The sequence below is a fragment of the Alteromonas sp. BL110 genome (assembly GCF_003443615.1).
In the GTDB taxonomy this organism is placed as follows: Bacteria; Pseudomonadota; Gammaproteobacteria; order Enterobacterales; family Alteromonadaceae; genus Alteromonas.
In genome coordinates this window covers 926,292-952,083 of record NZ_CP031967.1, presented here as the reverse complement: position 1 = coordinate 952,083, position 25,792 = coordinate 926,292, and the positions used below count along the sequence as shown (strand labels likewise).

23 protein-coding genes are annotated in these 25,792 nt (G+C 44.9%); 18 read left to right on the top strand and 5 right to left on the bottom strand.

Annotated elements, in window-relative coordinates:
• Positions 1-7: 7 nt before the first annotated feature.
• Together surA and lptD are read right to left on the bottom strand one after the other, a co-directional pair.
• Complete coding sequence (surA, locus tag D1814_RS04140; protein ID WP_118490237.1) at positions 8-1,291, bottom strand: peptidylprolyl isomerase SurA; 1,284 nt, start codon at positions 1,289-1,291, stop codon at positions 8-10.
• A 59-nt stretch (positions 1,292-1,350) separates the two neighbouring features.
• Positions 1,351-3,609 carry an LPS assembly protein LptD gene (gene lptD / locus D1814_RS04135; protein ID WP_118490236.1) on the bottom strand — a complete coding sequence of 753 codons (2,259 nt, stop codon included), beginning with the start codon at positions 3,607-3,609 and terminating at the stop codon, positions 1,351-1,353.
• A 496-nt stretch (positions 3,610-4,105) separates the two neighbouring features.
• On the opposite strand from lptD, the gene djlA reads away from it, so the two are divergent.
• The 12 genes from djlA to D1814_RS04075 all read left to right on the top strand — a co-directional run bounded on the left by djlA (position 4,106) and on the right by D1814_RS04075 (position 17,031).
• Positions 4,106-4,984 (top strand): co-chaperone DjlA, encoded by an 879-nt coding sequence (gene djlA, locus D1814_RS04130; protein ID WP_118495298.1) that lies wholly within the window; start codon positions 4,106-4,108, stop codon positions 4,982-4,984.
• On the top strand, positions 4,985-5,911 hold the full coding sequence (gene xerD, locus D1814_RS04125) for a site-specific tyrosine recombinase XerD (RefSeq protein WP_118490235.1): 927 nt from the start codon (positions 4,985-4,987) through the stop codon (positions 5,909-5,911).
• A 387-nt stretch (positions 5,912-6,298) separates the two neighbouring features.
• The gene (gene dsbC / locus D1814_RS04120) at positions 6,299-7,021 is read left to right on the top strand and encodes a bifunctional protein-disulfide isomerase/oxidoreductase DsbC (RefSeq protein ID WP_183037615.1); all 723 of its coding nucleotides are present in this window, start codon (positions 6,299-6,301) and stop codon (positions 7,019-7,021) included.
• Between the two features lie 249 nt (positions 7,022-7,270).
• Positions 7,271-8,992: a single-stranded-DNA-specific exonuclease RecJ gene (gene recJ / locus D1814_RS04115; protein ID WP_118490233.1), complete on the top strand. Its 1,722-nt coding sequence runs from the start codon at positions 7,271-7,273 to the stop codon at positions 8,990-8,992.
• 98 nt (positions 8,993-9,090) lie between these two features.
• On the top strand, positions 9,091-9,372 hold the full coding sequence (locus D1814_RS04110; RefSeq protein WP_118490232.1) for a hypothetical protein: 282 nt from the start codon (positions 9,091-9,093) through the stop codon (positions 9,370-9,372).
• 86 nt (positions 9,373-9,458) lie between these two features.
• On the top strand, positions 9,459-10,175 hold the full coding sequence (recO, locus tag D1814_RS04105; protein WP_118490231.1) for a DNA repair protein RecO: 717 nt from the start codon (positions 9,459-9,461) through the stop codon (positions 10,173-10,175).
• 318 nt (positions 10,176-10,493) lie between these two features.
• Entirely contained in the window at positions 10,494-11,231 is a 738-nt protein-coding gene (gene pdxJ, locus D1814_RS04100; RefSeq protein ID WP_118490230.1) for a pyridoxine 5'-phosphate synthase, read from the top strand.
• 20 nt (positions 11,232-11,251) lie between these two features.
• Complete coding sequence (acpS, locus tag D1814_RS04095) at positions 11,252-11,629, top strand: holo-ACP synthase (protein WP_118490229.1); 378 nt, start codon at positions 11,252-11,254, stop codon at positions 11,627-11,629.
• Positions 11,630-11,775: 146 nt separating this feature from the next.
• A complete protein-coding gene (gene rlmD / locus D1814_RS04090; RefSeq protein WP_118490228.1) occupies positions 11,776-13,236 on the top strand; it encodes a 23S rRNA (uracil(1939)-C(5))-methyltransferase RlmD in 1,461 nt (486 codons plus the stop codon).
• 12 nt (positions 13,237-13,248) lie between these two features.
• Positions 13,249-15,432 carry a GTP diphosphokinase gene (gene relA / locus D1814_RS04085; protein WP_118490227.1) on the top strand — a complete coding sequence of 728 codons (2,184 nt, stop codon included), beginning with the start codon at positions 13,249-13,251 and terminating at the stop codon, positions 15,430-15,432.
• Entirely contained in the window at positions 15,410-16,360 is a 951-nt protein-coding gene (gene mazG / locus D1814_RS04080) for a nucleoside triphosphate pyrophosphohydrolase (protein WP_118490226.1), read from the top strand. The genes relA and mazG overlap by 23 nt, the downstream gene beginning before the upstream one ends.
• A gap of 302 nt (positions 16,361-16,662) precedes the next feature.
• The gene (locus D1814_RS04075) at positions 16,663-17,031 is read left to right on the top strand and encodes a YbaN family protein (protein ID WP_118490225.1); all 369 of its coding nucleotides are present in this window, start codon (positions 16,663-16,665) and stop codon (positions 17,029-17,031) included.
• 85 nt (positions 17,032-17,116) lie between these two features.
• Here the strand turns inward: D1814_RS04075 and D1814_RS04070 are convergent, their stop codons facing one another.
• Positions 17,117-18,283 carry a hydroxymethylglutaryl-CoA reductase gene (locus D1814_RS04070; protein ID WP_118490224.1) on the bottom strand — a complete coding sequence of 389 codons (1,167 nt, stop codon included), beginning with the start codon at positions 18,281-18,283 and terminating at the stop codon, positions 17,117-17,119.
• Positions 18,284-18,533: 250 nt separating this feature from the next.
• Between D1814_RS04070 and D1814_RS04065 the strand changes: the two genes are divergently transcribed.
• Positions 18,534-20,552, top strand: coding sequence for a TonB-dependent receptor plug domain-containing protein (locus D1814_RS04065; protein ID WP_118490223.1), 2,019 nt, complete (start codon positions 18,534-18,536; stop codon positions 20,550-20,552).
• A 162-nt stretch (positions 20,553-20,714) separates the two neighbouring features.
• Here D1814_RS04065 and D1814_RS04060 read toward each other — a convergent pair whose 3' ends face one another.
• Positions 20,715-21,365 (bottom strand): hypothetical protein, encoded by a 651-nt coding sequence (locus tag D1814_RS04060; RefSeq protein ID WP_118490222.1) that lies wholly within the window; start codon positions 21,363-21,365, stop codon positions 20,715-20,717.
• Positions 21,366-21,482: 117 nt separating this feature from the next.
• A complete protein-coding gene (locus tag D1814_RS04055) occupies positions 21,483-21,677 on the bottom strand; it encodes a hypothetical protein (protein WP_118490221.1) in 195 nt (64 codons plus the stop codon).
• 183 nt (positions 21,678-21,860) lie between these two features.
• On the opposite strand from D1814_RS04055, the gene rplM reads away from it, so the two are divergent.
• From rplM to D1814_RS04030, 5 genes are all read left to right on the top strand, one after another.
• Positions 21,861-22,289 (top strand): 50S ribosomal protein L13, encoded by a 429-nt coding sequence (rplM, locus tag D1814_RS04050; RefSeq protein ID WP_012517329.1) that lies wholly within the window; start codon positions 21,861-21,863, stop codon positions 22,287-22,289.
• A gap of 12 nt (positions 22,290-22,301) precedes the next feature.
• Positions 22,302-22,694 (top strand): 30S ribosomal protein S9, encoded by a 393-nt coding sequence (gene rpsI / locus D1814_RS04045; protein WP_025256473.1) that lies wholly within the window; start codon positions 22,302-22,304, stop codon positions 22,692-22,694.
• Positions 22,695-23,130: 436 nt separating this feature from the next.
• On the top strand, positions 23,131-23,760 hold the full coding sequence (gene petA, locus D1814_RS04040) for a ubiquinol-cytochrome c reductase iron-sulfur subunit (RefSeq protein ID WP_118490220.1): 630 nt from the start codon (positions 23,131-23,133) through the stop codon (positions 23,758-23,760).
• Between the two features lie 5 nt (positions 23,761-23,765).
• The gene (locus tag D1814_RS04035; protein WP_118490219.1) at positions 23,766-25,031 is read left to right on the top strand and encodes a cytochrome b; all 1,266 of its coding nucleotides are present in this window, start codon (positions 23,766-23,768) and stop codon (positions 25,029-25,031) included.
• Positions 25,028-25,762, top strand: a complete 735-nt coding sequence (locus D1814_RS04030) for a cytochrome c1 (RefSeq protein ID WP_118490218.1) — start codon at positions 25,028-25,030, stop codon at positions 25,760-25,762. Before D1814_RS04035 ends, D1814_RS04030 begins: the two co-directional genes overlap by 4 nt.
• The last annotated feature ends 30 nt before the right edge of the window (positions 25,763-25,792 follow it).

Below are 25,792 nucleotides of genomic sequence, written 5' to 3'. Positions count from 1 at the left end.
CTTATTATTAAGATTCGACAACTTCGACGTAAGCGGCATCACGCATCTCACGTAACCAGTTTTCGGTTTCTTCTGAAAATTTACGGTTGAAGATAAGCTGATATGCTTTGTCTTCTTTGCGCTTATCTGTTGCATCATCCATACGACGGTCGATAAGTTGAATTAAGTGCCAGCCGTGAACCGTGCGCACAGGGTCGCTGTATTCGCCAGGCTTAAGCTGTGATAATGCTTCTTTAAACTCAGGTACGTAGTTACCTGGGTCAGACCAACCCAATTCACCGCCGCGAAGGGCTGAACCTGGGTCTTCTGAATGTTCTTTGGCTAGCTCTGCAAAATCTGCTTCACCGCTTTGCAATTCTTCTTTAAAGCGTACTAGCATTTCTCTTGCTTTATCTTCACTTAAAATAATTGAAGGTTTTACAAGGATATGACGTGAGTTAACTTCTTCAACAGTAACTTTCTCAATACCGCGGGTATCTAGTACTTTAAGAATGTGAAAACCAGCACCGCTTCGAATAGGACCAACAAGCGCATCTTTATCTTTGTCCTGAATCGCTTCAGCAAATAGCGTTGGCATAGCATTAATATTGAGCCATCCCATATCTCCGCCTTCTAGCGCTTCGTTACCTGATGATGAAGCTATAGCGATTTTAGCGAAGTCAGAGCCCGATTCTAATAGCGCAATAACTTTGTCTGCGCGTTCGCGTGCTGCCTGAATGTCGTCATCTGTTGGTTCAGGTGGGAAGCCAATAAGGATATGACCTAAACGGTATTCTGCCTGCGTTGCACCCTGTTGCTCCATTAGCTCGATTAGCGTATCTATTTCTTGGGGCGTGATATATACGCGGCGACGTACATTAGCACGGCGAACTTCTCCCATAATGATTTCTTCACGAATATCTTCGCGGTAGTCATCGTATGCAATGCCTTCAGCGGCTAATTGAGCGCGAAGTTGCTCAACGGTAGCATTTTGATTAGCCGCAATATTACCAATGGTCTGTTCAAGCTGAGGGTCACTGATACGAATACCCATACGCTCAGCCATTTGTAGCTGGAGACTTTTCGTGATTAAGCGCTCAATGGCCTGGGTACGAAGCGCACGATCTGAAGGTAGTTGTTGATTGTTAGCCTCGGCGTTGCGCTTTACGTCTTCAACTAGGGCTTCAATTTCGCTTTCAAGTACTACACCTTGGTCAACAATCACAGCAACGCGGTCAAGCATTACTTCTTGTGCTACGCTGTTAAACGAGAGTAGGGCACCTAACATCAATGCACGGATAATGAACTTCATACACACTCTTTTATTATTGGTTAATTGCTTTTAAGCGCTGCTGAGCGCTCAACTGCGGGTTAATTTAAACTATAAGGCTGGCGATAGCCAAACATACCGTCTTCAAGCATGCTTCTTTGGGTTCCCGACGAACCAATGCCTTTAAAAATAAACTGTAGCGAAACACCTGAGTCAAAATCATCAGTTGTCTGAACGCCACTGTCGTTGTAGCGGTTGTTCAAACTGCGCTGAGCGACAAGTCGAACTGCCCAGCAGCAAGACTCATACTGAATACCAGCGTAGGTTTCCACACTTCGATTGCGCTCTAAATCTCGATAAGTACGTCCAACCCACTGCCAATTCTCGGAAATAGGCCAACTTGCAGAAATACCAATTTGATTAATGGTTTCACCACTAAGATCGCGAACGTAGCGATGACTTAATTGAATAAAGCGCGCGTCATCCTTACGGTATTCGATGCCCACACTGCTCAAGTCAACTTTATCTGTGTCAGTGGTGACCTGCACATCAGAATGGAAAAACCAATTCTGGTTAAAGCGCCAATCGACCTCAGCGGCAAGGGCTGAGCGATCTTGATTTTTGGTTGCCGCTACCACTTTGTTATCTTCAAGGTAGAATATCTGACCCACACTAAGAACGAATTGTTCCCTATTGTTTTTATCTAACATGCGCGTGGTGGCGCCAAGAGTAATCTGGTTGTTGTCGCTAATTCTGTCAAGGCCAGTAAATTCCTGACCGCGAAACAAACCTTCAACGTCGGTTAACAGCGGTGTTGAGTCATAGAAACCGATGGCAGTTTGATCTTCATAAGACGTGTAAAGGTATTGAATTTTTGGTTCAAGGGTCATCGACATATCGTCACTAAACCAAGAGGTATCTCTTTCAAAGTATAATGCACCGTAAAGACGAGCCTGACCAAGGGTACGCTCTACATCTTCTTCTAAATCAGTCCCCTCGATATTGTCCTGCTGATATACAGTTTGAAATACCGTGGTTTCAGCGACGATTTCACCCCAAGCCGCGCGAAGTGGTACTGAGAGCGTTGGCGCAATGTGGAATCGCGTAGCGGTTGGCGCAGTATCTAGGGTGTTGTCAAAATGAGCGACTTCTGAGTCAAGGTTGAACTCAAAGTATTCGCCTAGTGCCTTGTTGTAGTTAACTTTAATTTCTGGAACCGCGCGATAGCTGTCTGCAGTATCACCCAAAACTTCAAAATCTTTTACCTGCATACTGACGGAAAGATTTTGAGAGTAGTAACTCAACCCGATATTCCGGTACAAATGGGTATCAGAGCGGCTGTAATAGTCCGACCCAAGATCTACTATGTAGTTATCGTCACTCAAGCCGTTAAAATCGATATTGAGCAGCCAGTTATCAGCAATTAACCCTTGGTGTTCAAGACGGTAAAAATATCGGTCCGGGTTTCCTGAAATATCCGAATCGCTAGGTAAATATTCAACGTAGGCTGTCCCTTGACTGCGGTCTGTTAGGTAACGAAACTCAGTATTTAGCTGAAGACCTCGCAGTGTCATCAACCGAGGGGAAATAGTCATGTCGTAGTTAGGCGCAATATTCCAGTAAAAAGGCTGAGTGTAGTCTACGCCGGTTCGACTGGAGCTTGTCAATTCGGGAAATAATAAGCCCGTTTGTCGTTCATTACTTACTGGAAACGCAAAATAAGGTAGATAAAATACCGGAACATCGGCAATGTAGAAGCGGGTGTGTTTGGCTTGACCCCATACGGTCCCTTTTTCCAAGCTGATTTCGCTGGCGCGAATCATCCAGTCTTCATCACCTTCTGGGCAAGTAGAGAAACTTACCTCTTTAAGCACTATGCCGGTATCTGTATCTAAAACAATATCTTCGGCAGCACCTTGCCCGACAAACCCAGTCAGCTTATAGCGTGTATTTTGCATCTCCAAGCGTTCTTCCTCAGAACGCAACGTTACCGCATCGCTTTCCACTTTCAGCTGCGCATCTTGGTAGGTTACATCGCCTTTGGCTATAAGGTCACGCCCACTACCGGTTCCATTGACTTGGGCCTGAGAGGCGCTAATTATCGCGGTGTCTGACGTTATGTCTACATTGCCAGAAAACAGGGCTACAGTATCCTGAATGATTTCTGTACGATTGGCTTCAACTTTCACGTGGCCCTGAGGCATCAATGCTTGGCTACTAAAAGTAACAGGTTCGACCGAGCAAAATGCAAGAGGGGCTGCATCGGAGGCTGATTGAGAATTTGAAGCTGTCGTTTCCTGTGCAAACGCGACCGTAGGCAAAAGAGTCGCGGAAACAAGCATGGCGCAGGTGTTTTTCATGCGTAAATGGGTGGCCTGTTTTGTTGTATGTTGCTTTTAAACCCAAATAAGACGATTTCCGTCTCGGTTAGTTCGACATAACGTTTAAAAAAACAGTGATTATATACCCTTCATTTTCCCTGATGTGGAAGAGTTAGGGCGTTCACTAACTACTAATACTCTATTCAAGCGCTCAATTCTAAGCACTTCTGCCGCAATTACCAACCATTCAGGCAAAAAAATGCACTTTTACATACATTACCTATCAAATAACGAAATGAATTTGCTGGCGAAACTTGATTTTATCTCGCACAGACCAAAAGTTTTACATTCAGTGTTGTCATTTTCTGGTAAACGAAATTAATTGCTTGTGGCTTTAAATTCATTACCTGGCCTTGCTGCTCTGTTTAATTCACTTAAGCATTTGATATGATGATGCGCTAAACGTTTTGTGCACGGCGTGAACTCGTATTTACAACATCAATTTTTATAGCGTGCACCTATGGAGAATGACGCGATGTCAATTTGGGGAAAAATCCTCGGTGCCTTGTTCGGCTTTATGTTTTTGAAAATCCCTGGAGCGATTCTTGGGCTAGTAGTCGGACACTTTTTTGATAAAGCCTACCGCCAAGATTTTAATCAACTAGGTGGCTTTGGGCGCTTTTTTACTGACCAGGACAATCTAAAGCAGCAAGCTATTTTCTTTCATAGCTTGTTTAGTGCATTAGGCCATCTTGCTAAGTCTGACGGTAAGGTGACTGATAGAGAGATTCAAATTGCTACAGCGTTGATGGATGAAATGCGCCTTACGGGGGATGCACGCCGCGAAGCGCAAGACGCATTCAGAGAAGGCAAAGCGCGGGATTTCCCATTAGTTGAAACCTTAAAAGGCTTCTATGATGCCAGCCACGGTCGGCGGGATATTCTGCAAGTATTCTTAGAAATTCTTATTCAAGCCGCATTTGCAGACGGTCAGCTTTCTCAAGAAGAGTACAACGTACTTGAAAAAGTGGCGAAACCACTAGGGTTTAGGCGTCGTGATTTAGATTACCTCATTTCGATGTATGAAGCTGAAATTCGATTTAGGCAGCGTGCTCACTCTGGTACAGGGCAACGTGCCCATTCGGGTTCAGGGCAGCGGCATCATGGGCAGAGAGGTCAGCAATCGGCCTACACAGAACAGCAAAGCTTAGATGATGCCTATCACATTCTAGGCGTAGCGGCATCCGACGATGAAAAAGTAATAAAGCGAGCGTATAGAAAGCGTATGGCTGAACATCACCCCGACAAACTGGTATCTAAAGGCCTACCAGAACAGGCTATGGAGATTGCCAAAAAGAAAGCGCAAGATATTCAGTCAGCTTACGAGCTGATTAAACAAAAGCGTGGCTTCTAAATGGCAAAAGTTGAACGTGAGTTAACCTATGTGCCTGCGGCAAGTCAGGCCCATATTGATAGCTTTATTGAAATGTTGTGGCTTGAAAAAGGGCTGTCAGAACATACTCAGCAAAGCTACCGTACCGATCTTACTAAGCTTGCCATTTATAGCAACAATCAAGGCGTGAAGGATATTGCTGTGCTCACTACTGAACAGCTTCAAGATTACCTTGCCTATCGCCATGATAAGGGGTTGTCTACGCGCAGTACGCAACGAGCGCTTAGCGCCATTCGCGCCTTTTTTGTGTTTCTTATAAGCAAACAAATTCGAGTAGACAGCCCTGTTTCTGTATTATCTAACCCAAAAACGCCAAAAGCTTTACCTTCTTCTTTAAGTGAGCAGCAGGTTGAAGATTTACTCAATGCGCCCCTAACTGACGACCCAATTGAATGCCGGGATAAAAGCATGCTCGAAGTGCTTTATGCCACGGGCCTTCGTGTGAGTGAGCTAATTGGATTGACGATGGATCAAGTTAGTCTTCAACAAGGTGTGGTAAGGGTGGTAGGTAAAGGAAACAAAGAGCGCTTAGTACCTTTAGGAGAAGATGCAATTGAATGGTTACTAACCTATGTAAAAACGGCGCGACCTATTCTCGCCACTAAAACATCTGATGTGGTTTTTCTTAGCAGGCGCGGACAAAAAATGACACGCCAAACATTTTGGCATCGCATTAAGTATTATGCAGTGAAAGCGGGTATTGAACAGCATTTATCCCCCCATACACTACGCCATGCTTTTGCTACTCATCTGTTAAACCACGGCGCAGATTTACGTGTAGTACAAATGTTGTTAGGTCATAGTGACCTGTCAACAACACAAATTTACACCCACGTTGCAACAGAGCGGCTGCAGACACTTATTCATAGTCATCACCCCCGAGGCTAACTATTGAAAAACGCATTGAACGAGAATGCTACAAACTGAGCGTTGTTTACGACGAGACTCTGCTTATACATGTATTAAACGAAAAGGTGTGTGATAGGATACGAACATAGTGTTACTTCTGAGTAAAGCGTGGTGGCAACTAATAAAGCGCTGTAGTGCATCAACCTCACGATTTATTTAGGGGAGCTACTATCTGTGAATTCAAAGTACATAGATAAAAAAATAATCAGCGTGAAAAGTGCAATTTTTTGCTAAGTTCTACGGTCTGAAAGTAATAAGTATGAAAATGTTTAGTGGTTGCCTTAAGCCAAATTCGCACATTTGGGCAGCTGCGTTCTAGGCCAAGTAAGTACAAACAAGCTTAAATGGCAAAATGGAGAGTATTTAGTGAAAGTAGTAAAGAAATTATTGTTAGCCAGTGTAGTTGCTGCCAGTTCGTTCTTCGGGCTTAGCGCGCAGGCCGCTGACGAAGCCGCTATCCGCGATAAATTAACGTCAATGCTTGGATTAGATGTAGAGACCATTGCAGATTCTCCTGTATCTGGTTTGGTTCAGGTATCTACAAACCGAGGCTTATTTTATGTAAGTGAAAACGGACAATATTTGCTTCAAGCTCGCGTTTTCAATATTGATGAAGAAATGCGTAATGAAACAGAGCTGGCTCTTTCAGGCTTACGTAAAGAAGGCGTAGCATCAATGGAATCTTCGTCTATTACGTTTAAAGCGGAAACCGAAAAGCACGAAATAAGTGTGTTTACCGACATTACTTGTGGCTACTGCCGTAAATTTCACAACGAAATTGATGAACTTAACGATGCGGGTATTACTGTTCATTATCTTGCGTTCCCACGTTCTGGACTAAATAGCCAGAACTATGATGATATGGTATCTGTTTGGTGTGCTAAAGACCCGCAAAAAGCGCTAACAAAAGCCAAAGCAGGCAATGATGTAGCAAGTGCCAGCTGCAAGAACAAAGTTGCAGAGCAATATATGTTAGGGCAAAAATTAGGGGTGAACGGAACGCCTAATATCGTGTTACCCGATGGCTCACTGATTCCGGGTTACCAACCAGCCGCATTGCTAGCAAAAGCATTAGAAGGCGAAGAGTAGTTATTTAAACTGACTAGCTACTGACATGAAAAAACGCACACATTGTGCGTTTTTTTGTTTTCTGCGGTATGATTCATAGCGTTATTTTTCTTACGTTCTTTCGTATGGTTTCACTTTGCAGTTAGCGCAGCGCTTCTATTTGAAAACCTGTATTCTTTATCGAATATATTCAATTTGAGTTTGCCTAAACTTTTTTCGTATCAACTGTTTAAGACAACTGCAATTACAGTATTGGTTTAGTGGTATTTCATGATTTTGCCTATTGTTCGCCGTGAGGTCTCCGGCGCCTCGTTAAGTTCCGACTTACACCCTGTTATCGACAGAATTTATCGCGGTCGCAATATTGCGAATATGGATGACTTGGAGAATGGCCTTAAAGGGCTTACGCATTTCAATGTATTAAAAGGGATGCCCCAAGCCGCGCAAATCCTTGCTAATGCCGTTGTGCAAAATAAGCGCGTTATCATAGTGGGCGATTTTGATGCCGATGGCGCTACCAGTACATCGGTATGTATACTGGCGCTTCGAGCCATGGGCTATCACAACGTTGATTTCCTGGTACCTAACCGCTTTGATTTTGGTTATGGGCTTAGCGTACCTATTGTCGATGAGGCTGCCAAACAAGGTGCAGACATTATAGTAACCGTCGATAATGGCATATCCTGCATTGACGGTGTAACTCATGCAAAATCTTTGGGCATGCAGGTTGTTGTGACCGATCACCACTTGCCAGGTGACACGCTGCCGCCAGCTGATGCGATAGTGAACCCTAACCAACCTGGTTGTGAATTTCCGTCTAAAAACTTAGCTGGCGTGGGGGTGGCGTTTTATATCATGCTTGCGCTTAAAGCCGAGTTACAGCAGCAAGGGCATTTTGAGAAAGTAGGTATAGCACCACCCAACTTAGCGTCCCTGTTAGATATTGTTGCTGTTGGCACCGTGGCCGATGTTGTGGTGTTGGATAAAAATAATCGAATTCTAGTTCATCAAGGGCTTCAGCGTATCCGTGCTGGTAAATGTCGACCTGGTATCAAAGCGCTAGTTGAAGTGGCAAACCGCGATTGCGCGCACCTAACCTCCACCGACTTAGGCTTTGTAGTAGGGCCAAGACTTAATGCTGCTGGTCGCTTAGATGATATGTCGCAGGGGATTGCTTGCTTACTAGAAGACGAAACCATTCAAGCGCGCATGATAGCGGCAGAGCTCGATGCGCTTAATAAAGAACGCCGTGAAATCGAAACTGGCATGAAAGCGCAAGCCGAAACTGTACTAGAGCAAATGGCGCTGGATGAAGGCGATATGCCAAGCGCACTGGTGGTTTATCGCGAGGACTTTCACCAAGGCGTAATTGGTATTGTGGCGGGGCGTTTAAAAGAGAAGTATCTTAAACCTGTTATCGCTTTCGCTCATCAAGACGATATTGTTATTAAAGGCTCGGCACGTTCTATCCCTGGTGTACACATTCGTGACGTACTTGATGAAGTTAATACCCGTTACCCAGGGGTTATCGAAAAATTTGGTGGCCACGCCATGGCCGCTGGATTGAGTTTGCCTGTCGCAAAGCTTCCTGACTTCGAGCAGGCTTTTATTGATGTTGCTCGTACCCATATGGAAAAGCTTGATGGCAATCATGCACTGCTCTCTGACGGTGATTTATCTTCAGAAGAACTGTGTTTGCCTTTTGCGCATTTATTGCGCCAGGCAGGGCCGTTTGGGCAGGGTTTTGAATCACCGCTATTTGACGGAGAATTTACGCTTGTCGATCAGCGCTTAGTGGGACAAAAGCACCTTAAAATGGTGTTAAAAAGTGACGGCGCCAATGAAGTAGATGCTATTGCGTTTAACGTTGATTTAAAAGCATGGCCCAATGCCATGGTAAAACGTGTACATATTGCTTACCGCCTTGATATCAATGTTTTCAGAGGGCAAGAAACTGTACAGCTTATTATTGAGCAAATAGAAGCGGTTTAAGCAAAGTTGATTTACGCACAGCCGTGAGTTGTCGAAAGCCTAGCTAGCCGAAAAGCGATACGTGGAAAGAGCTAAAAAGTAAGAGTAAAGAGGCAAGGGTGAAAAGCGAACGACAGAAGCTGGTGGAAAAGCACAGTCAGCTTAATCAAACCGACAATGTTAAAGTGATTTCTCACGTTCAGCGTGAAGAAAAAGACAGCGATTGGATACGCCACACCATTATGCTAGAAGGCATTGATGTTCCTTTTATCTACCGGCGAAAACAGCAATATCAAAGTTTAAAAGGGGCACGAGTCAACGTAACCTATTATCGCCATGTAGAGGATGTGGCTGGCATCGAATTTGAAACCATGAAAGTGGTAAGAATTAAGCGCAGCTAATAGGTCATTTGCCCTGGCCACTAAAATAAACCTTTAGCTTACACCTAAATAGCTACCGATTCGGCGCTCAACAATAGTGAACAACAATGAATAATGAATGGTTAAATGCCTATGTACTGCATAGACGCCCTTACAGGGAGACCAGCTATATTGTTGACTTTTTTACCCTGGAAGAGGGACGTGTTAGTGCGGTTGCTAAAGGGGTTAAAAATAGTAAATCAGATAAAAAGAGCCTGCTTCAACCTTTCCAACATCTTCGCCTACAGTTAAGCGGTAAGTCAGAGCTCAAAAACCTACGGCACGTTGAAAGCGTTGCTCCATCCATCAACCTTGTGGGTACTGCGTTGTTTTGTGCCATGTATGTTAACGAGCTAACCAATCGCGTTATGCCGGCGGGGCTTGCCAGCGATGGCGTGCACAACGCTTATGAAAATGCATTGCTGTCCCTTCGGGATAATAGCGACATAGAAGTGACCTTGCGACAGTTTGAATTTGCACTACTTGATGAAATGGGACTACTGCCCGACTTCACTACCGACGTAGAATACGAAATGCCAATAGAAGAAACCGGCAGTTATCGCTTTCAAATAGATGCGGGCTTTGTGCCTATTCCTGAAGACATGGCCGGTACTAGGAGGATGCGAGGCTTTCCTGGGCAAGCGTTGCTTAGTTTGTCACAAGGGGAGTTTACCCCGCTTAGTAAGAAGGTGGCTAAAGTGCTTTGTCGCGACTTGCTTAAACCTCTAATTGGTGACAAACCACTTAAAAGCCGCGAACTATTTATGCCCAAGCCAAGATTATAGGTCAGAGCGATAACACGTGAAAAAGCCAATGTATTAATGTGTTTATACATTAACGTCTGAAGATATTTGAATACTTATCTCATATACGCTCAGTTCTTTTTGTACTTACCTTGAGTACCTATATCTTTAAGTAAGCCTTCCATTAACCTCAGATTTCCTTATATTATTTTCTCTTAACTCAAATGCTTAAACAGCACCTTCTATAAAAAAATTTGCTACAATCACGACTTTCAAAAGAAGGGTGTTTGAACCCTTTAAATAATGTATTAAACATGAAGAGCAGACATCTTCTTTCGCTCTTACAGGTTAGGTGGTGAAATGAGCACGATTCTATTAGGCGTTAACATCGACCATATCGCAACGCTTCGCAATGCGCGCGGTACACATTATCCAGATCCAGTGCACGCTGCTGACATTGCTGAGCGTGCAGGTGCAGACGGCATCACTGTACACTTACGTGAAGACCGCCGTCATATCAAAGACCGCGACGTACGTATTTTAGCGCAAACCATTAACACCCGACTTAATCTGGAAATGGCAGTAACCGATGAAATGCTGGCCATTGCAGAAGAAGTAAAACCTGTTTTTTGCTGCCTAGTACCCGAAAAACGTGAAGAGTTAACCACTGAAGGTGGTCTCGATGTAGCGGGCAATTTCGAGAATATTAAAACAGCGTGCGAGCGTCTTGCAAATGCCAACATCCTAGTGTCTTTATTTATCGACGCAGATAAAGCACAGATTGATGCAGCGGCAGCATGTAACGCGCCTTACATTGAAATTCACACCGGTCAATACGCAGAAGCCACCAGTGAAGATGACCAGCAAAAAGAGCTGGCTCGCTTAGTTGAAGGTATTGAGTATGCTGACAGTTTAGGGCTCAAGGTGAATGCGGGACATGGCTTGCACTACCACAACGTCAAGCCAATCGCCGCTATTCCACAGCTGATAGAACTTAACATTGGTCACGCCATCATTGCCCGCGCCGCGTTCGACGGCCTTCATACGGCAGTAGCTGATATGCGTAAGCTTATGCTTGAAGCGCGAGCGGGCATTTAATTCAAAAGGGCGAATATAGCGTGGCGATTGCAGGGCTAGGCACTGACATTGTAGAGATTGCTCGTCTTGGTAAAGGCGAGGGAGCTAACGAGCGTTTGGCTAAGCGGGTACTTACGCCTGCAGAATGGCAGAAGTTTAGTGAGCACGCTACACCAGTACGCTTTTTAGCAAAACGCTTTGCCGCTAAAGAAGCCGCGGTGAAAGCCCTTGGTACCGGAATTGGAAATGGGATAAGTTGGCAACACATAGAGGTGCGTAACAACGACCTAGGGGCGCCAGAACTTCATTTTTCTGGTGAATTTGCTGCTATGTGTGAGGCACGGGGTATTACGCGAAGCGTGATCAGTATTTCAGATGAGCAGCATTATGCCGTCGCCACCGTTATACTAGAATCTTAATCACTTACTAAAGCGGGCGTTAATTAAAGCGCACACTACTAAAACGCAGACTCAATTTAGCCAAGGTAGATGACATCTATCTGGTCTGCGTCTGCAAGAAACGCCACAAATATAAAACCACGAAAAGCAAGTAACCGGAGTTACACTTGGCAAACCTTTTTAAACAATCCCGCAGCAAGCAAAAAGGCCTCACGTCTGCCCGCCTAGGTGGCAACACAAAAAAAGGGAACGCCAGTGCTAACGCGCAAGTCGCGGGGCTTCGATTTGGAAAAGCTAAAAAAGTCTCACAAGTTAGTAAGAATCAAAAGCCCAATACGGTCACCATTGAAGATTTCGACTGGATGGGCAACGGCGTAGTGCGCGGCAACCCCATGATGTTTGTTGAAGGCGCCCTTGTTGGGGAAACCTGCGATATAGAGGTGCTAACGAGCAAGAAGAAAGTGATTAACGCCAAAGCGACAAATATTCAATTACCAAGTGAGGCAAGACAGGCCCCTTTTTGCCCTGTGTTTGATGTATGTGGTGGTTGTCAGCTACAGCATATAAAGCCCGATGCGGCTCTTGAACAGAGAGACCACGCTCTTAGAGTAATGATGGAGCGTCAACTTTCAATGAAGGCAGAGGTTTGGCAAGCGCCATTAGTGGGTCCTCGTCCTCAATATCGCAGAAAAGCAAGATTGGCTATCGATGCCCGCAACCCAAATCAAATTAAGCTAGGCTTTCGCGAAGCGAACAGCAACAAAGTAACCAACGTAGATACCTGCCCAATTCTGGTTGACCCTTTATCAAATATCATTGGACCTTTGCGAAACGCGCTCACAGGATTTGAGTCTGCTCGATATATTGGGCACATAAGCCTTATCTCGGGTGATAATACTTCGCACCTTGTTATTAAGCATACGAAAGCCCTTGAGACAGAGCTTATCGATGCGGTGAATACGCTGGTGACCGAGTACTCTCTTGCCAACGCCGATAAAATGGAGTTAAAAATTGAAAACAAGCAAGGGCAAATTCGCAGTGTAGGGCAGGGCACGGATTTGGTTTTGAACACCGTAAATGACTGTTCTATTTCACCAAGTGCTAACGACTTTATTCAAATAAATAAAGTGGTTAACGAAAAAATGATCAATCAAGCAATGAACTGGCTCAACCCTCTGCCTAACGAGCGTATAGCCGATTGGTTTAGCGGACTAGGTAATTTTACCTTACCTATTGCTAAGTCAGGTGCTAGGGTACAAGCGGTAGAGGGTGTAGCGGAGATGGTGCGCCGCGCAAAAGATAATGCACAGCAACAGGGCATTAAAAATGTCGAGTGGCTGCATTTAGATTTGGCAGATAAGACCAATGTCGAGGCTTCATTACAGCAGGGCTTTGATAAGGTGCTGCTTGACCCTTCAAGAGAAGGGGCATTGACCGTTTGTCATGCGCTTGTAAAAGCACTACCAAAAACGATAGTGTATGTTTCTTGCAACCCAAGTACGTTTTCTAGAGACGCAAAAGTGTTGATAGACGGAGGTTATGAAATGGAAAGAGCGGGCGTAGCAGAAATGTTCCCCTTCACCCATCACATGGAGATGATGGCCTTGTTCACGCGAAAGCAGCAGTAACGAGTAAAGGATATGGTATCAACAAGAAAGGTCCACGAAGCAGACCGGCCCCCCTTTGAAGCCTGGTTAGACAGTCTTGAGCTAGGTGCTGAAACAAAAGATAAGCTAAGTGCAGTGTCTTCCATTCCAGAGCGGCTATTGGTTGGCCAGGAAATGGTTGAGATTTTGTGTCAACTTAATATGGATGATGCAACGCTTCAGGCTGCCCTGGTGTTTCCTTATTGCGAACAGCATGCTTTAAGTGAAGAAGATATTGTTGATGAGTTTGGTGGGGAGATTCGAGACCTTATCGTTGGCGTGCGTCGAATGGATGCCATTAAGTCGTTACATGCCCGTAAAGTGAACGGCTCTGGCTTTGCCGAGAGATCAGATGAGCAGCATATAGACAGCATTCGACGTATGCTGCTTGCTATGGTAGAAGACGTACGCGCCGTTGTTATTAAGATGGCCGAACGTATTTGTGCACTACAACAGGTTAAAAAAGCCGACGAAGAAACCCGTGTTATGGTGGCCCGTGAGTGCGCCAGTATTTATGCGCCATTGGCAAACCGCTTGGGCATTGGACAGTTAAAGTGGGAACTTGAAGACCTCGCGTTTCGTTACTTACACCCCGTTACCTACAAACAAATTGCCAAGCAGTTAGACGGTAAGCGCAGAGAGCGCGCCGAGTACATAGAAACTATTGTCGGCGATTTACAAGGCTTACTTGATGGTGAAGAGATCCGCGCTGAAGTTTATGGCCGTCCCAAGCATATTTTCAGCATTTGGAAAAAAATGCAGAAAAAGCGCCTTACGTTCGAGCAGCTTTTTGATATCCGTGCAGTGCGTATTATCGCCGAGCGCCTACAAGATTGTTATGCAGCGCTTGGTACCGTTCACGCAAGCTACAAGCACTTACCTAACGAGTTCGACGACTATATCGCAACCCCCAAACCTAATGGTTACCAGTCTATACACACGGTTATTGTGGGGCCTGAAGGGAAGTCGGTGGAGATTCAAATTCGTACCCAGAAAATGCATCAGGACGCAGAGCTGGGTGTGGCTGCTCACTGGAAATACAAAGAGGGCAGTACGGGTAAACAATCCGGCTATGACGAGCGCATAAACTGGCTTCGTCGCATACTTGCATGGCAAGAAGAAGTAGCTGAATCAGGTGATTTGGTTGAAGAGCTTCGCAGTCAGGTGTTTGACGATAGAGTGTACGTGTTCACACCAAAAGGGGATGTTATTGACCTTCCTCAAGGCGCTACGCCTCTTGATTTTGCTTACTACATTCATAGTAATGTAGGCCACCGCTGCATTGGCGCAAAAGTGAATGGACGCATAGTACCTTTTACTTATTTACTACAAAGTGGCGACCAGATAGAAGTTTTAACAGGGAAAGAGCCCAACCCAAGTCGCGACTGGATGCATCCTGGCCTTGGCTATGTGCATTCGTCACGGGCCCGCGCCACTATCCATTCCTTCTTTAAAAAGCAGGACAGAGATAAAAACCTTGCAGCCGGTAAAGAGCTGCTTGAGCGTGAACTGCAGCGGGCACACTTGCCTGCCAAAGTACCTAATGAGGCGTTTGAGAAGTTTAATTTACAAACTCTTGATGACTTGTACACCGCGGTAGGTGCCGGTGATGTGCGTGTTATGCAGGTGATTAACTTTATTCATCACTTGCAAGAGCCTCCAGCCCTTGAGCCTGAAATTAGCCCTAAGGTAAAAACACGCAAAACTGCGGGCGGTACGGGCAAAAAAGACGCGGTAGTGGTGCAGGGCGTAGGGCACTTAATGAGTCAGCTAGCTAACTGCTGTAAGCCAGTACCCGGCGAAGCTATTTTAGGCTATATCACGCAGGGCCGCGGCGTAAGCGTTCATAAAGAAAGCTGCAGTCAGCTGCAGCACTTATTGTCACAGCACCCTGAGCGGCAGATAGAAGTAAATTGGTCCCATGAGCTTAAAGTGGGCTTTGAGACAGGCATTGATATATTTTGCCACGATAGAAACGGCTTATTGCGCGATATTACTACGGTCTTAGCGAATGAAAACGTGCCGCTTTTAGGGGTAAACAGCTTAAGTGATAAAAATAGGCAGACGGCGCTTATTACCATATCCATCGAGGTTAATGACCTTGAGAGAGTGTCAAAAGTCTTAACCCAATTGCGACAGCTTAAAGGCGTGACAGATGCAAAACGCAAGCAAAGCTAGCCTTGACGAAATGCAGCGGCTGCTTGAAATTATGATGCAGCTGCGCGACCCCCAGTCGGGCTGTCCGTGGGACGTTAAACAAACCATGCAAAGCCTAACTCGCTACACCATAGAAGAAGCCTATGAAGTGGCGGATGCTATTGCCACTGGTGATATGCAAGATATTAAAGATGAACTAGGTGATTTGCTGTTTCAAGTGGTGTTTTATGCACAAATTGCCAGTGAATCAAAGGCGTTCTCTTTTGACGATGTGGCGCAAAGCATTAGCGAAAAACTCGTGCGTCGTCATCCTCATGTCTTTAGTGCACAATCAGAAAACGATGTGTTAGGCGGTACAAACAAAGAACGTACACCATTGAGCGATAGTGCCTTAAACGCGCAGTGGGATGCGATTAAAGCACAAGAAAAGCAGCTTAAAAAGCGGCTTAGAAAACAGGGCTCAGAGCAGAGTGACCACGCCGTAGAAACCAGTATTTTAGATAATGTACCTAAAGGCATGCCAGCACTCATGTATGCGCAAAAGTTGCAGAAAGCCTGTGCCAAGGTAGGCTTTGACTGGCCTGACGCTGCACCTGTTATAGACAAAGTGCGTGAAGAAGTAGAAGAGATTCAGCAAGAGCTTGATATGAAGCAGCGTCTTCTATGTGCTAACAGTACTGATGAAAAGTCTTTGAGTAGTAGTATGCACGATAACCAACAGGCTATCGAAGAAGAAATTGGCGATGCACTTTTTGCTATGGTCAATCTAGCAAGGCATTGTAAGGTAGATGCTGATACAGCGCTTCGCAACGCCAGTAATAAGTTTGCTTACCGTTTCAAAGGCGTAGAGCGTTTGGCGGCAGAGCAGGACGAGAAGCTCGAAGCACTGACTCTAGATGAAATGGAAGCTTTGTGGCAGCAGGTTAAACAGTCTTCCAATACTAAGTGAATTGCTCTAGCAACAGGTTCAAAACACTGACACAGATTATTCCACGACTCCTTTGGTCAAATGATATTTGGCGACATATTTATAAATAGGCCACACGTAAACGCAAAAAAATTAGACCAATGTAGATGGAAAATACATTATTTTGTCATAAGGTTAATGAGTAGGTTTGATTTACGACAAGGGCATGCAGATCCAATTTGTCTATAATCTGTGTATAAAACTAGGACCTTGGAATGGTGCTAAGCTGGTGTTGAGTGACAACACTGACCACGGAGTTGGATTGGATTGGGCGTAACTGTTATATGAAAAAAGTACTGTATTTATCGTTAGGGTTGTTTTTAACGTCCTTAGGTATTGTAGGTGCCTTCTTACCCATAATGCCAACAACGGTATTTTTGATAGGCGCGCTTTTCTGTTTTACCAAATCTTCACCACGCCTTGAGAGCTGGCTTATTCAGCACCCCAAATATGGGCCTAGTCTGGTTGCGTGGCGTAAACACGGTGCAATATCTAAAAAGGTAAAATGCATAGCGTGTTGCAGTATGCTGATAAGTTTTATTCTTATTTGTCTATTTGCATCGATGCCCATCCCCGCTTATATAGGCATTGCAACCTTTATGGGTATAGGCGCGTACTTTGTGGTTACACGCCCTAGCATTCCAGCCATTTAGTATTTGTATCAGAACTCAATGGTTCTTTGCTCGAGTTCGCTCGTCCTTTCTCAATGGAAGTCAGGCTGCGGCTAATCCTCTAGTTCTAACGGTTTCTACCTAGCCGCTCGTGACTGCTTACCCATTCGTCTGCGACTACAGCAGAACCCAGAGATAGATCCCCACATAGCACTGTCGCTGCAACAATCTCGGCAAACTTGTTAACGCTATCTCTTTGTGTACAGCCTAGTACGCTTAAACATTCATTTTGTGTAGCCAGACCCGTCCCGCCGCCGAACGTGGCTACAATTAACGATGGAATCGTAACAGAGAAGTAGTAATCTCCATTTTGCGTAATTTCAGCGTAAGTAAACCCTGCCGATGACTCTGCTACGTTAGCAACATCTTGCCCGCAAGCGATAAAAATGGCGGTAATGCCGTTGGCGAAGTGGGCACCATTGTTAACGCTACCGGCCATAAGCGCCCCCATATTTGAGTATTGGCGCTGTTTAAATAAAGCTTCAGGTGGGCAGTGCATAATATCCGTCATAAGTTGTTTTGGCAGTGTGATTTCAGCCACAACACGCTTTCCTCGGGTATGTAACGAGTTTAAGTGAGAATGCTTTTTATCGGTATCAAGGTTTGCAGCCAGCACAAAGTGTTCAATACGGCCTGTATAGTTTGCTTGAATCCATTCGCAGCCTGCTTTGGTAGCTTTACTGACCATGTTTTGGCCGGCGGCATCGCCACAGGTAAAGTTGAACCTAAGCCAACGAAGCTTAGAGGCGGCATATTGTTCGATGTCCCTTAGTTTTCCCACGCTGGTGGTGTCATCACAGGCGAGCTTTATGGCGTCAAAGTTCTGTTCGACCCACTTGCCAAATGCAAGGGCTTCACGCGCATCAGAAAACGCAAACATAGGCGCTCGTTGCATGGCATCGTCGATAACTGTAGTGGTTATGCCCCCTGCTTCTCTTGTCAGACGCATGCCTCTGCTGTAGCTGGCTGTTAATGTTCCTTCTGTTGTTGCCATCGGAACGTAGAACTCGCCTTGTGCGTGCTCTCCATTTATTAACATGGGGCCAGCAAAGCCAATAGGTACCTGTGCTACACCAGTAAAATTCTCGATATTCCCTGACAGTGAATCTGGGGGTATGGAATAGTGCGCTAAATGTTTGAGCTGGGTACCGGTTTCGCGCGTGATAAATTCCCGACGCGTTTGGCTCATATCATGGGTATAGTCGTTATCTGATGAACGCGGGATCTTAGGCATATGGCCACTCCTTTTTTCTTCATAATAGAAGTGCTGGTATCAAATGAACACTGTTTACAATTTATACATGCAGATAAATGCAGCCTATTAAGAATCACCCATAAATTGTGACGTCGTAGCGTTGTAGAAGAAGTAGAGTGTATACGCAGGAATTTGCCTTGAATGCATGATTTCATAAGGTGGAATAGTATGAGACTGTTAATAAATTATGATGTAATGCGCGCTCTGTATAATGGATTTATGGATAATCATGCCAACGACACTTTTAAAGCCATCACTTTTCATCATGGCATTAACAGCCTTCAATTCTCCGGTTTTTATGTCGCACGCTTATGCTCATGAAAAAGAGCATGGTGAACACGATAGTCACGAAGAAGAAAAGGTCGAAAAAATAGTGGTTCAAGCAACGCGCTCAGGTCGTATTGCAGACGATCAGCCTGTTCGCGTTGAATTGATTAATCGAGAAGAGATTCAGGAAAAGGCTGCGATGCGACCGGGTAATATTTCTATGTTGGTCGCCGAAACCGGAGGTGTGAGAATGCAAACCACATCTCCAGCTCTTGGCAGTGCGAATATACGTCTGCAAGGTCTGTATGGTCGCTATACCCAGCTTTTATCTGATGGGCTACCGCTTTACGGTAACCAATCAGCGTCCATTGGCTTACTTCAAATTCCCCCCACAGACTTAGGGCGCGTTGAAATTATCAAAGGTTCTGCATCGTCATTGTACGGTGGCTCAGCACTTGGTGGCGTCATTAACCTCGTGTCTCGTCGCCCAAAGGATGAGTTTGAAGGTGAAGCTCTAGTGAATTTCACCACCCGTGATGGGCAAGACTTTACTACTTATATGGCAAGCCCCTTTAGCGACAGCCTAAGCGGCTCAGTGACCGCTGGTGCGCATCATCAAAGTGAAAAAGATCTCGATAACGACGGCTGGGCCGACTTGGCGGGCTATGAACGCTATACGGTAAGACCGCGTATATTCTGGGAAGGCGATGAGGGCGAGCGCCTTTACTTTACAACCGGTTATATGACGGAAAACCGTCAAGGCGGTACTGTTGGTGATGCGACTGTAGGAACCGGAGAAAATGCCGTTTCTTTTATTCGTGGGCTTGAGTCACAGCGTATCGATAGTGGCCTTGTGTTTGAAAAGCCTCTTGGCGATACGCTTACCCTTAATTCACGCTTTTCAGCCATGTCCCAAGAACATACGCATCAATTCGGCAATGAGTTATCAGGCGTAGAAAGTGATCAACACGAAAGTTACCTCGCTGAAACCAGTTTGGCTGGGTACACAGACAAAAGTGATTGGTTGGTTGGGGTCGCCTATCAATCTAATATTTACGATTCGGATACTTTCGCATCTTTTGACTACAGCTATGAGGTTCCGGGTATCTTTACCCAGGTGGATTATCAAATAAGCGATGAACTCACAACGTCAGCGAGTGCAAGGCTAGACGATCACAGTGAATATGGTACTCAATTTAGCCCACGAGTATCGTTTTTATATCGCCCAGGCGATGTCACGATTAGAGGCTCTTATGGAGAAGGGTATTTCGCCCCCACGCCTTTTGTTGAAGAAATCGAAGCTGCCGGACTGTCACGTTTATTGCCAATAGATGGTCTTCAAGAGGAACAAGCACAGACCGCATCTTTAGATGTTACTTATCGTTTTGACGATATTGAAACCAGTCTTACCTTGTTTGGCTCTAACGTTGATAACGTGACTCGCTTAGAAACGGTAGAAACGAGCAATGGAACACCGCCTACAAACGTACGCTTAGTAAACGCAGAAGGTGAATCGAAAATTAGAGGTTCTGAAGTCTTACTTCGCTACTATTGGAAAGACCTGAAGTTAACCGCAAGCTATCTTTATTTAGATGCCACAGAAGAAGTTCCCAATGCTAATGGAAGGCGCGAGCTTGCACTAACACCACAGCATTCAGCTGGCTTTGTAGCTATGTGGGAGCAGCACGGTAAGTTCATGCTAGGTTTTGAGGCGTACTATACTGGCGTTCAGCGTGTAGACGATAACCCCTATATAACCCATACCAAGCCTTATTGGCATTTAGGTTTGCTCGGACAAATAACGACAGGTCGCTACAGCTGGTTCTTAAACTTAGAAAACTTGCTTGATGTTCAGCAAACCGATGAGCACCCGTTATTGTTGCAGTCACAAGCTCCAAGTGGACGTTGGACAACCGATATCTGGTCACGCAACGATGGCTTTATTGCCAATGCAGGTGTGCGCATTAAATTTGGTGGATAGGAAGTAAACAAGACACTGGCAGTCGGTGAAGATTGCAGAAAAAGCGACAAAGCCTAGGCTGTAAAGCAGCATTGATTAAGTGGCGTTGATAGAGTGAAGGTGGAAAGTTAGTGACAACGTCCACCTTTACTTATCAATCTGCTCTCCAAGCAAAGTTAGATACTAAGCTTTAGTATCTAATCTTGCTTGGAGGGCAGCGATTTCTTCCCTACGCTTTTCATCTGCTAGTGGACGATTAGCTTTTTCAGGCGCGTTTTGAGCGCGGGTTAAAAAGGCTTGTGCTTCTTTGTATTCACCTTCATCGAAAAGGTATTCCGCATAGAAAAAGTTCTGGTCCATGCCATGTGGACTAATTTCTAGTGCGCGTTTAAATAGCTTTTCAGCTTTTTTATCACTACCAAAACTTACAGGCCAGCCCGGTACTTTGTGATAAAGCGCGGCTAAAACCGTTAACGCCGTTCCATCTAGCACCGCTTCTTCTTTTTTTATGGCGAGTTCTAAGTTTTCTTTCGCACTTTCAGCAAAATCTAGGGCGCCTAACCCCCCTTTTACACTTGCGGTACTCGATTGAGCAATGGCCAGCCAAGTAAGAGATTCTGCACTATTTTCAGATTGCTCTACGAGCTTTGTAGCTTGTTCGATAAGTTCGGAAAAGGCGGTAAGTTGCGCGTCGCCCTCTAATTGATAATTCACGGTAGCCCACTGTTGTTGAAGCTTAAGCAGTTCATCGGGTGAGGCCGCCACCGGAGTAATGAATGTCGCTGATGCTAATCCTGCGATAATAAGGGAGGAAAGTCGTTTTTTAATTGTCATGATAGTCCCAAATAAAAGAGTTTGATTAGATAAAGAATATGACCATTAAAGCGTGGTCACTAATGAGTAAAGAAAGGCTGTATTTAATACTGAAGTTGGTTCAATCCATTGGGAACTTTATCGGTTTGCTTGTCCCGTTTTCTGAAGGGTAGGAAATAACTGGTCGATAGGTTCGTTAGTGCGAGCAGCATAAAAATTGAGGCTACAAAGTGAGGTCTTTTCATTAGAGTTATTAGAAGAATTGAATGCAACGGATGTACAGTACCTTAACTCAGTTTCTTTGTCATCGGCCGATGATGGAATTTTATCCATGTTTTTTGTCGTTAGGGGTTCGCATTTCCTTCAATTCCTGTATAATTCGCGCCCTGCCCAGTTACGCCCACCTTTGGGAAGGTGGAAGAATCAGCCGGCTCGAAGGGGTCTTTGTGTTGATTTTAAGGTGATTTCTGGTGTTCAGAAATCAGTAACGACGATATTATTCGGGTGAATTTGAAAATGAAAACTTTTGTTGCTAAGCCAGAAACGGTACAACGTGACTGGTATGTGGTAGACGCCACAGACAAAACTCTAGGCCGTTTGGCTTCTGAAATCGCACTACGCCTTCGTGGTAAGCACAAGCCAGAGTACACACCTCACGTGGACACTGGTGATTACATCATCGTAATCAATGCTGAAAAAGTTGCGGTTACAGGCCGTAAAGCGCAAGACAAAATGTACTATGCGCACTCTGGTTACCCAGGTGGTCTTAAAGAGACAAACTTTGAAAAACTAATTGCTCACAAGCCAGAAATGGTTCTTGAAAAAGCAGTTAAAGGCATGTTGCCAAAAGGCCCTCTAGGTCGCGCAATGTTCCGTAAAATGAAAGTTTACGCTGGTGCAGAACACTCTCACGCAGCACAGCAACCACAAGTTTTGGACATTTAAGGAGCTATTAACATGGCAGATACTCAATACTACGGCACAGGCCGCCGCAAAAGTTCTACTGCTCGTGTGTTCCTACGTCCAGGCACAGGTAGCATTAAAGTAAACCAACGCGCTCTTGACGAGTACTTTGGTCGTGAAACAGAGTGCATGGTTGTTCGTCAGCCACTTGAACTTGTTGAAATGACTGAAAAGTTTGACGTTTACGTCACTGTTAAAGGTGGTGGTTCTAACGGTCAAGCGGGCGCAATTCGTCACGGTCTTACTCGTGCTCTTATGGAGTATGATGAAGCACTACGTCCAGCACTTCGTAAAGCTGGCTTCGTTACTCGTGACGCACGTCGCGTTGAACGTAAGAAAGTTGGTCTACACAAAGCGCGTAAGCGTCCACAATTCTCAAAGCGTTAATTTTTACGTTTTTTGTATTGCAAAAACCCGGCTTATGCCGGGTTTTTTATTGCCTAAATTTCATTATAGAGCGTGGTTTTCCAAAGTACGCCGAAGCCAAGATGGCTTTTTATTTCATAACAAAGGTTTAATTTGAGAGCGGTATCTCATCAAATATTCTTCAAAACCTTGATTTTAGGCTTTTCCCTCACTAAACCTAAACACACCTTTTGAATTAATTTATCGCTTAAATATCAGTAAAACCTTGTGTTTATAAGGGCTTTTCTTTTATCATTTGCGGTCGAAAATTTTGAAAACTTTTGTGACCTCGTAAACCAGTAAATTTTTGCTGTTACGTTGCTGTCATGACAAGCCATATGATGCATGACGCAAGCGTGATAAAACCAGTATAAGCTTGGGTTACACATCATAATTATCCAAACCTGGAGAAATGTGGATGAGCAATGTATCTGTAGATGCAACAGAGTCTGCACACAATGAAAACCAGCCAGAAAACAACACTCGTCGTCGGTTCTTGACCGTTGCCACGTCGGTAGTTGGTGGTGTAGGTGTCGTTGGTGCTGCTGTGCCTTTTATTGCGTCCTGGAATCCAAGCGCCAAAGCGAAAGCAGCCGGTGCTGACGTTGAAGTAGATATCAGCGGGATTGAGCCTGGACAATTAGTACGTGTAATGTGGCGAAGCAAGCCTGTATGGATTGTACGTCGTACGCCTGAGATTCTTGAAGAGCTAGGCACACACGAAGATAAGCTGAAAGATCCTAACTCTGAAGCTGAGCAGCAACCTACTTTTGCTCAAAATCGTTTCCGTTCGATGAAAGAAGAATATCTGATTCTAGTGGGTATCTGTACGCACCTAGGTTGCTCTCCACAGCACCTTAAAGACGGCGCTTTCGAAGAAGTGGTTGAGGGTGTGCCAGATGGTTTCTTCTGCCCGTGCCACGGTTCTAAGTTTGATATGGCAGGACGCGTATTCCAAAACGTACCGGCACCATTAAACCTAGTTGTACCGCCATATCAATTCGTTGATGACAATAACATCATCATCGGTTCAGAAGCGGAGGCTTAATTATTATGAATGCTTTCCTAGGTTGGATTGAAGAACGCATCCCAATGATGCGCGTTGCGAATATGCACGCTCTTCAATATCCTGCTCCAAAGAACATGAACTTTTGGTATGTGTTCGGTTTTCTAGCTACTATCGTTTTGGTAAACCAAATTGTTACTGGTATTTGGTTGACCATGAATTTCGTTCCATCTTCAGAAGGCGCGTTTGCCTCTGTTGAATACATCATGCGTGAGATCGACTACGGTTGGATCATTCGTTACATGCACAGTACTGGCGCATCAGCGTTCTTTATTGTGGTATATCTACACATGTTCCGCGGCATGATTTACGGTTCTTACCAGAAGCCCCGTGAGCTTCTATGGGTGTTTGGTATGTTTATCTACCTAGCGCTTATGGCTGAAGCATTCATGGGTTACGTTCTACCTTGGGGACAAATGTCTTACTGGGGCGCACAGGTAATCGTATCGCTATTTGGTGCTATTCCTGTTGTTGGTCCTGATTTGGTTATCTGGCTACAGGGTGACTACGTTATCTCTGGCGCTACACTTAACCGTTTCTTCGCACTACACGTTATTGCGTTGCCTTTGGTTATTGTAATTCTTGTGTTCCTTCACATTATCGCACTACACGAAGTAGGTTCTAACAACCCAGATGGTATTGCGATTAAGCATAAGAAAGGTTCACTACCAGAGTCTGAAAAGACGAAATATGAAATCCATGAATACTACACAAGCAAGTACGATATTGCTGATGACGTATTACCGTTCTTCCCACACATCGTACTTAAAGACCTTGTGGCATTCTGTATATTCTTAGCACTATTTACTTATGTGTTGTTCTTTGCCCCTGAAATGGGCGGTAAATTCTTAGAGCACCCTAACTTTGAAATTGCTAACCCGCTGAAAACACCTGAGCATATCTTCCCAGTGTGGTACTTCACGCCGTTCTATGCGATTTTGAAAGCGGTACCTGATAAGTTGTTCGGTGTACTAGCTATGTTTGGTGCAATTGCTGCGCTATTTGCGCTGCCTTGGCTAGACCGTGGTCGCGTTAAGTCATGGCGCTACCGTTGTGGCCTACACAAAGTGAACCTTATCGTGTTTGCAATTGTGTTTATCTTCCTAGGTTACCTAGGTGGTACGCCACAAGAAAACTGGAAAATCATTGCGTCTCAGATTGCTACCGTAATGTACTTTGGTTTCTTCGTAGCACTGTTCTTGTACAGCAAAAACGAAAATACTAAACCTGTGCCAGAGAGGATTTCTAAATGAAAAAAATGATGTGCTTTTTAGCCTTCTTCCTACCTGGCGTAGCGCTTGCGGCAGGCGGAAACGTACACCTTGATAAGGCGCCTATCGATCTAACTGATAAGGCATCTTTACAACGCGGTGCACAGTTGTTCATGAACTACTGCTTAGGCTGTCACTCAATGAAGTATCAGCGCTATCAGCGTTCATTCCAAGACTTGGGTATTCCAGACGAGTTAGGTCAAGAATATCTGCAGTTTACGGGCGACAAAGTGTCTGACTATATTACTCGTGCAATGCCTGAAGAGGCGGCTGCAGGTTGGTTCGGTGCTGCTCCACCAGACTTAACCTTGGTGGCACGTGTTCGTGGTGAAGACTGGATTTACACTTACTTGCGTTCTTTCTATGTAGATGAAAGCCGCCCGTTTGGTGTTAACAACACAGTGTTCCCAGAAGTGGGTATGCCACACGTACTTCAACCACTTCAAGGTACGCCAACGCGTACTTATGAAGAGCAAATGGTTGATGGAGAGATGGTTAAGCGTTATGTAGGTATTAAGTCAGACGGTACTGGCGCAATGTCTCCTGACGAGTACGACCAAGCTGTAGCCGATATCGTGAACTTCCTAGAGTACACGGGTGAGCCTTCAAAACTTGAATCTCACAAAATCGGTAAGTGGGTACTTATCTTTATCGCAGTATTGTTTGTATTTGTTTACTTACTGAAGAAAGAATACTGGCGAGAAGTGCACTAATCGCACAGATTTATGTATAATATGAAAAGG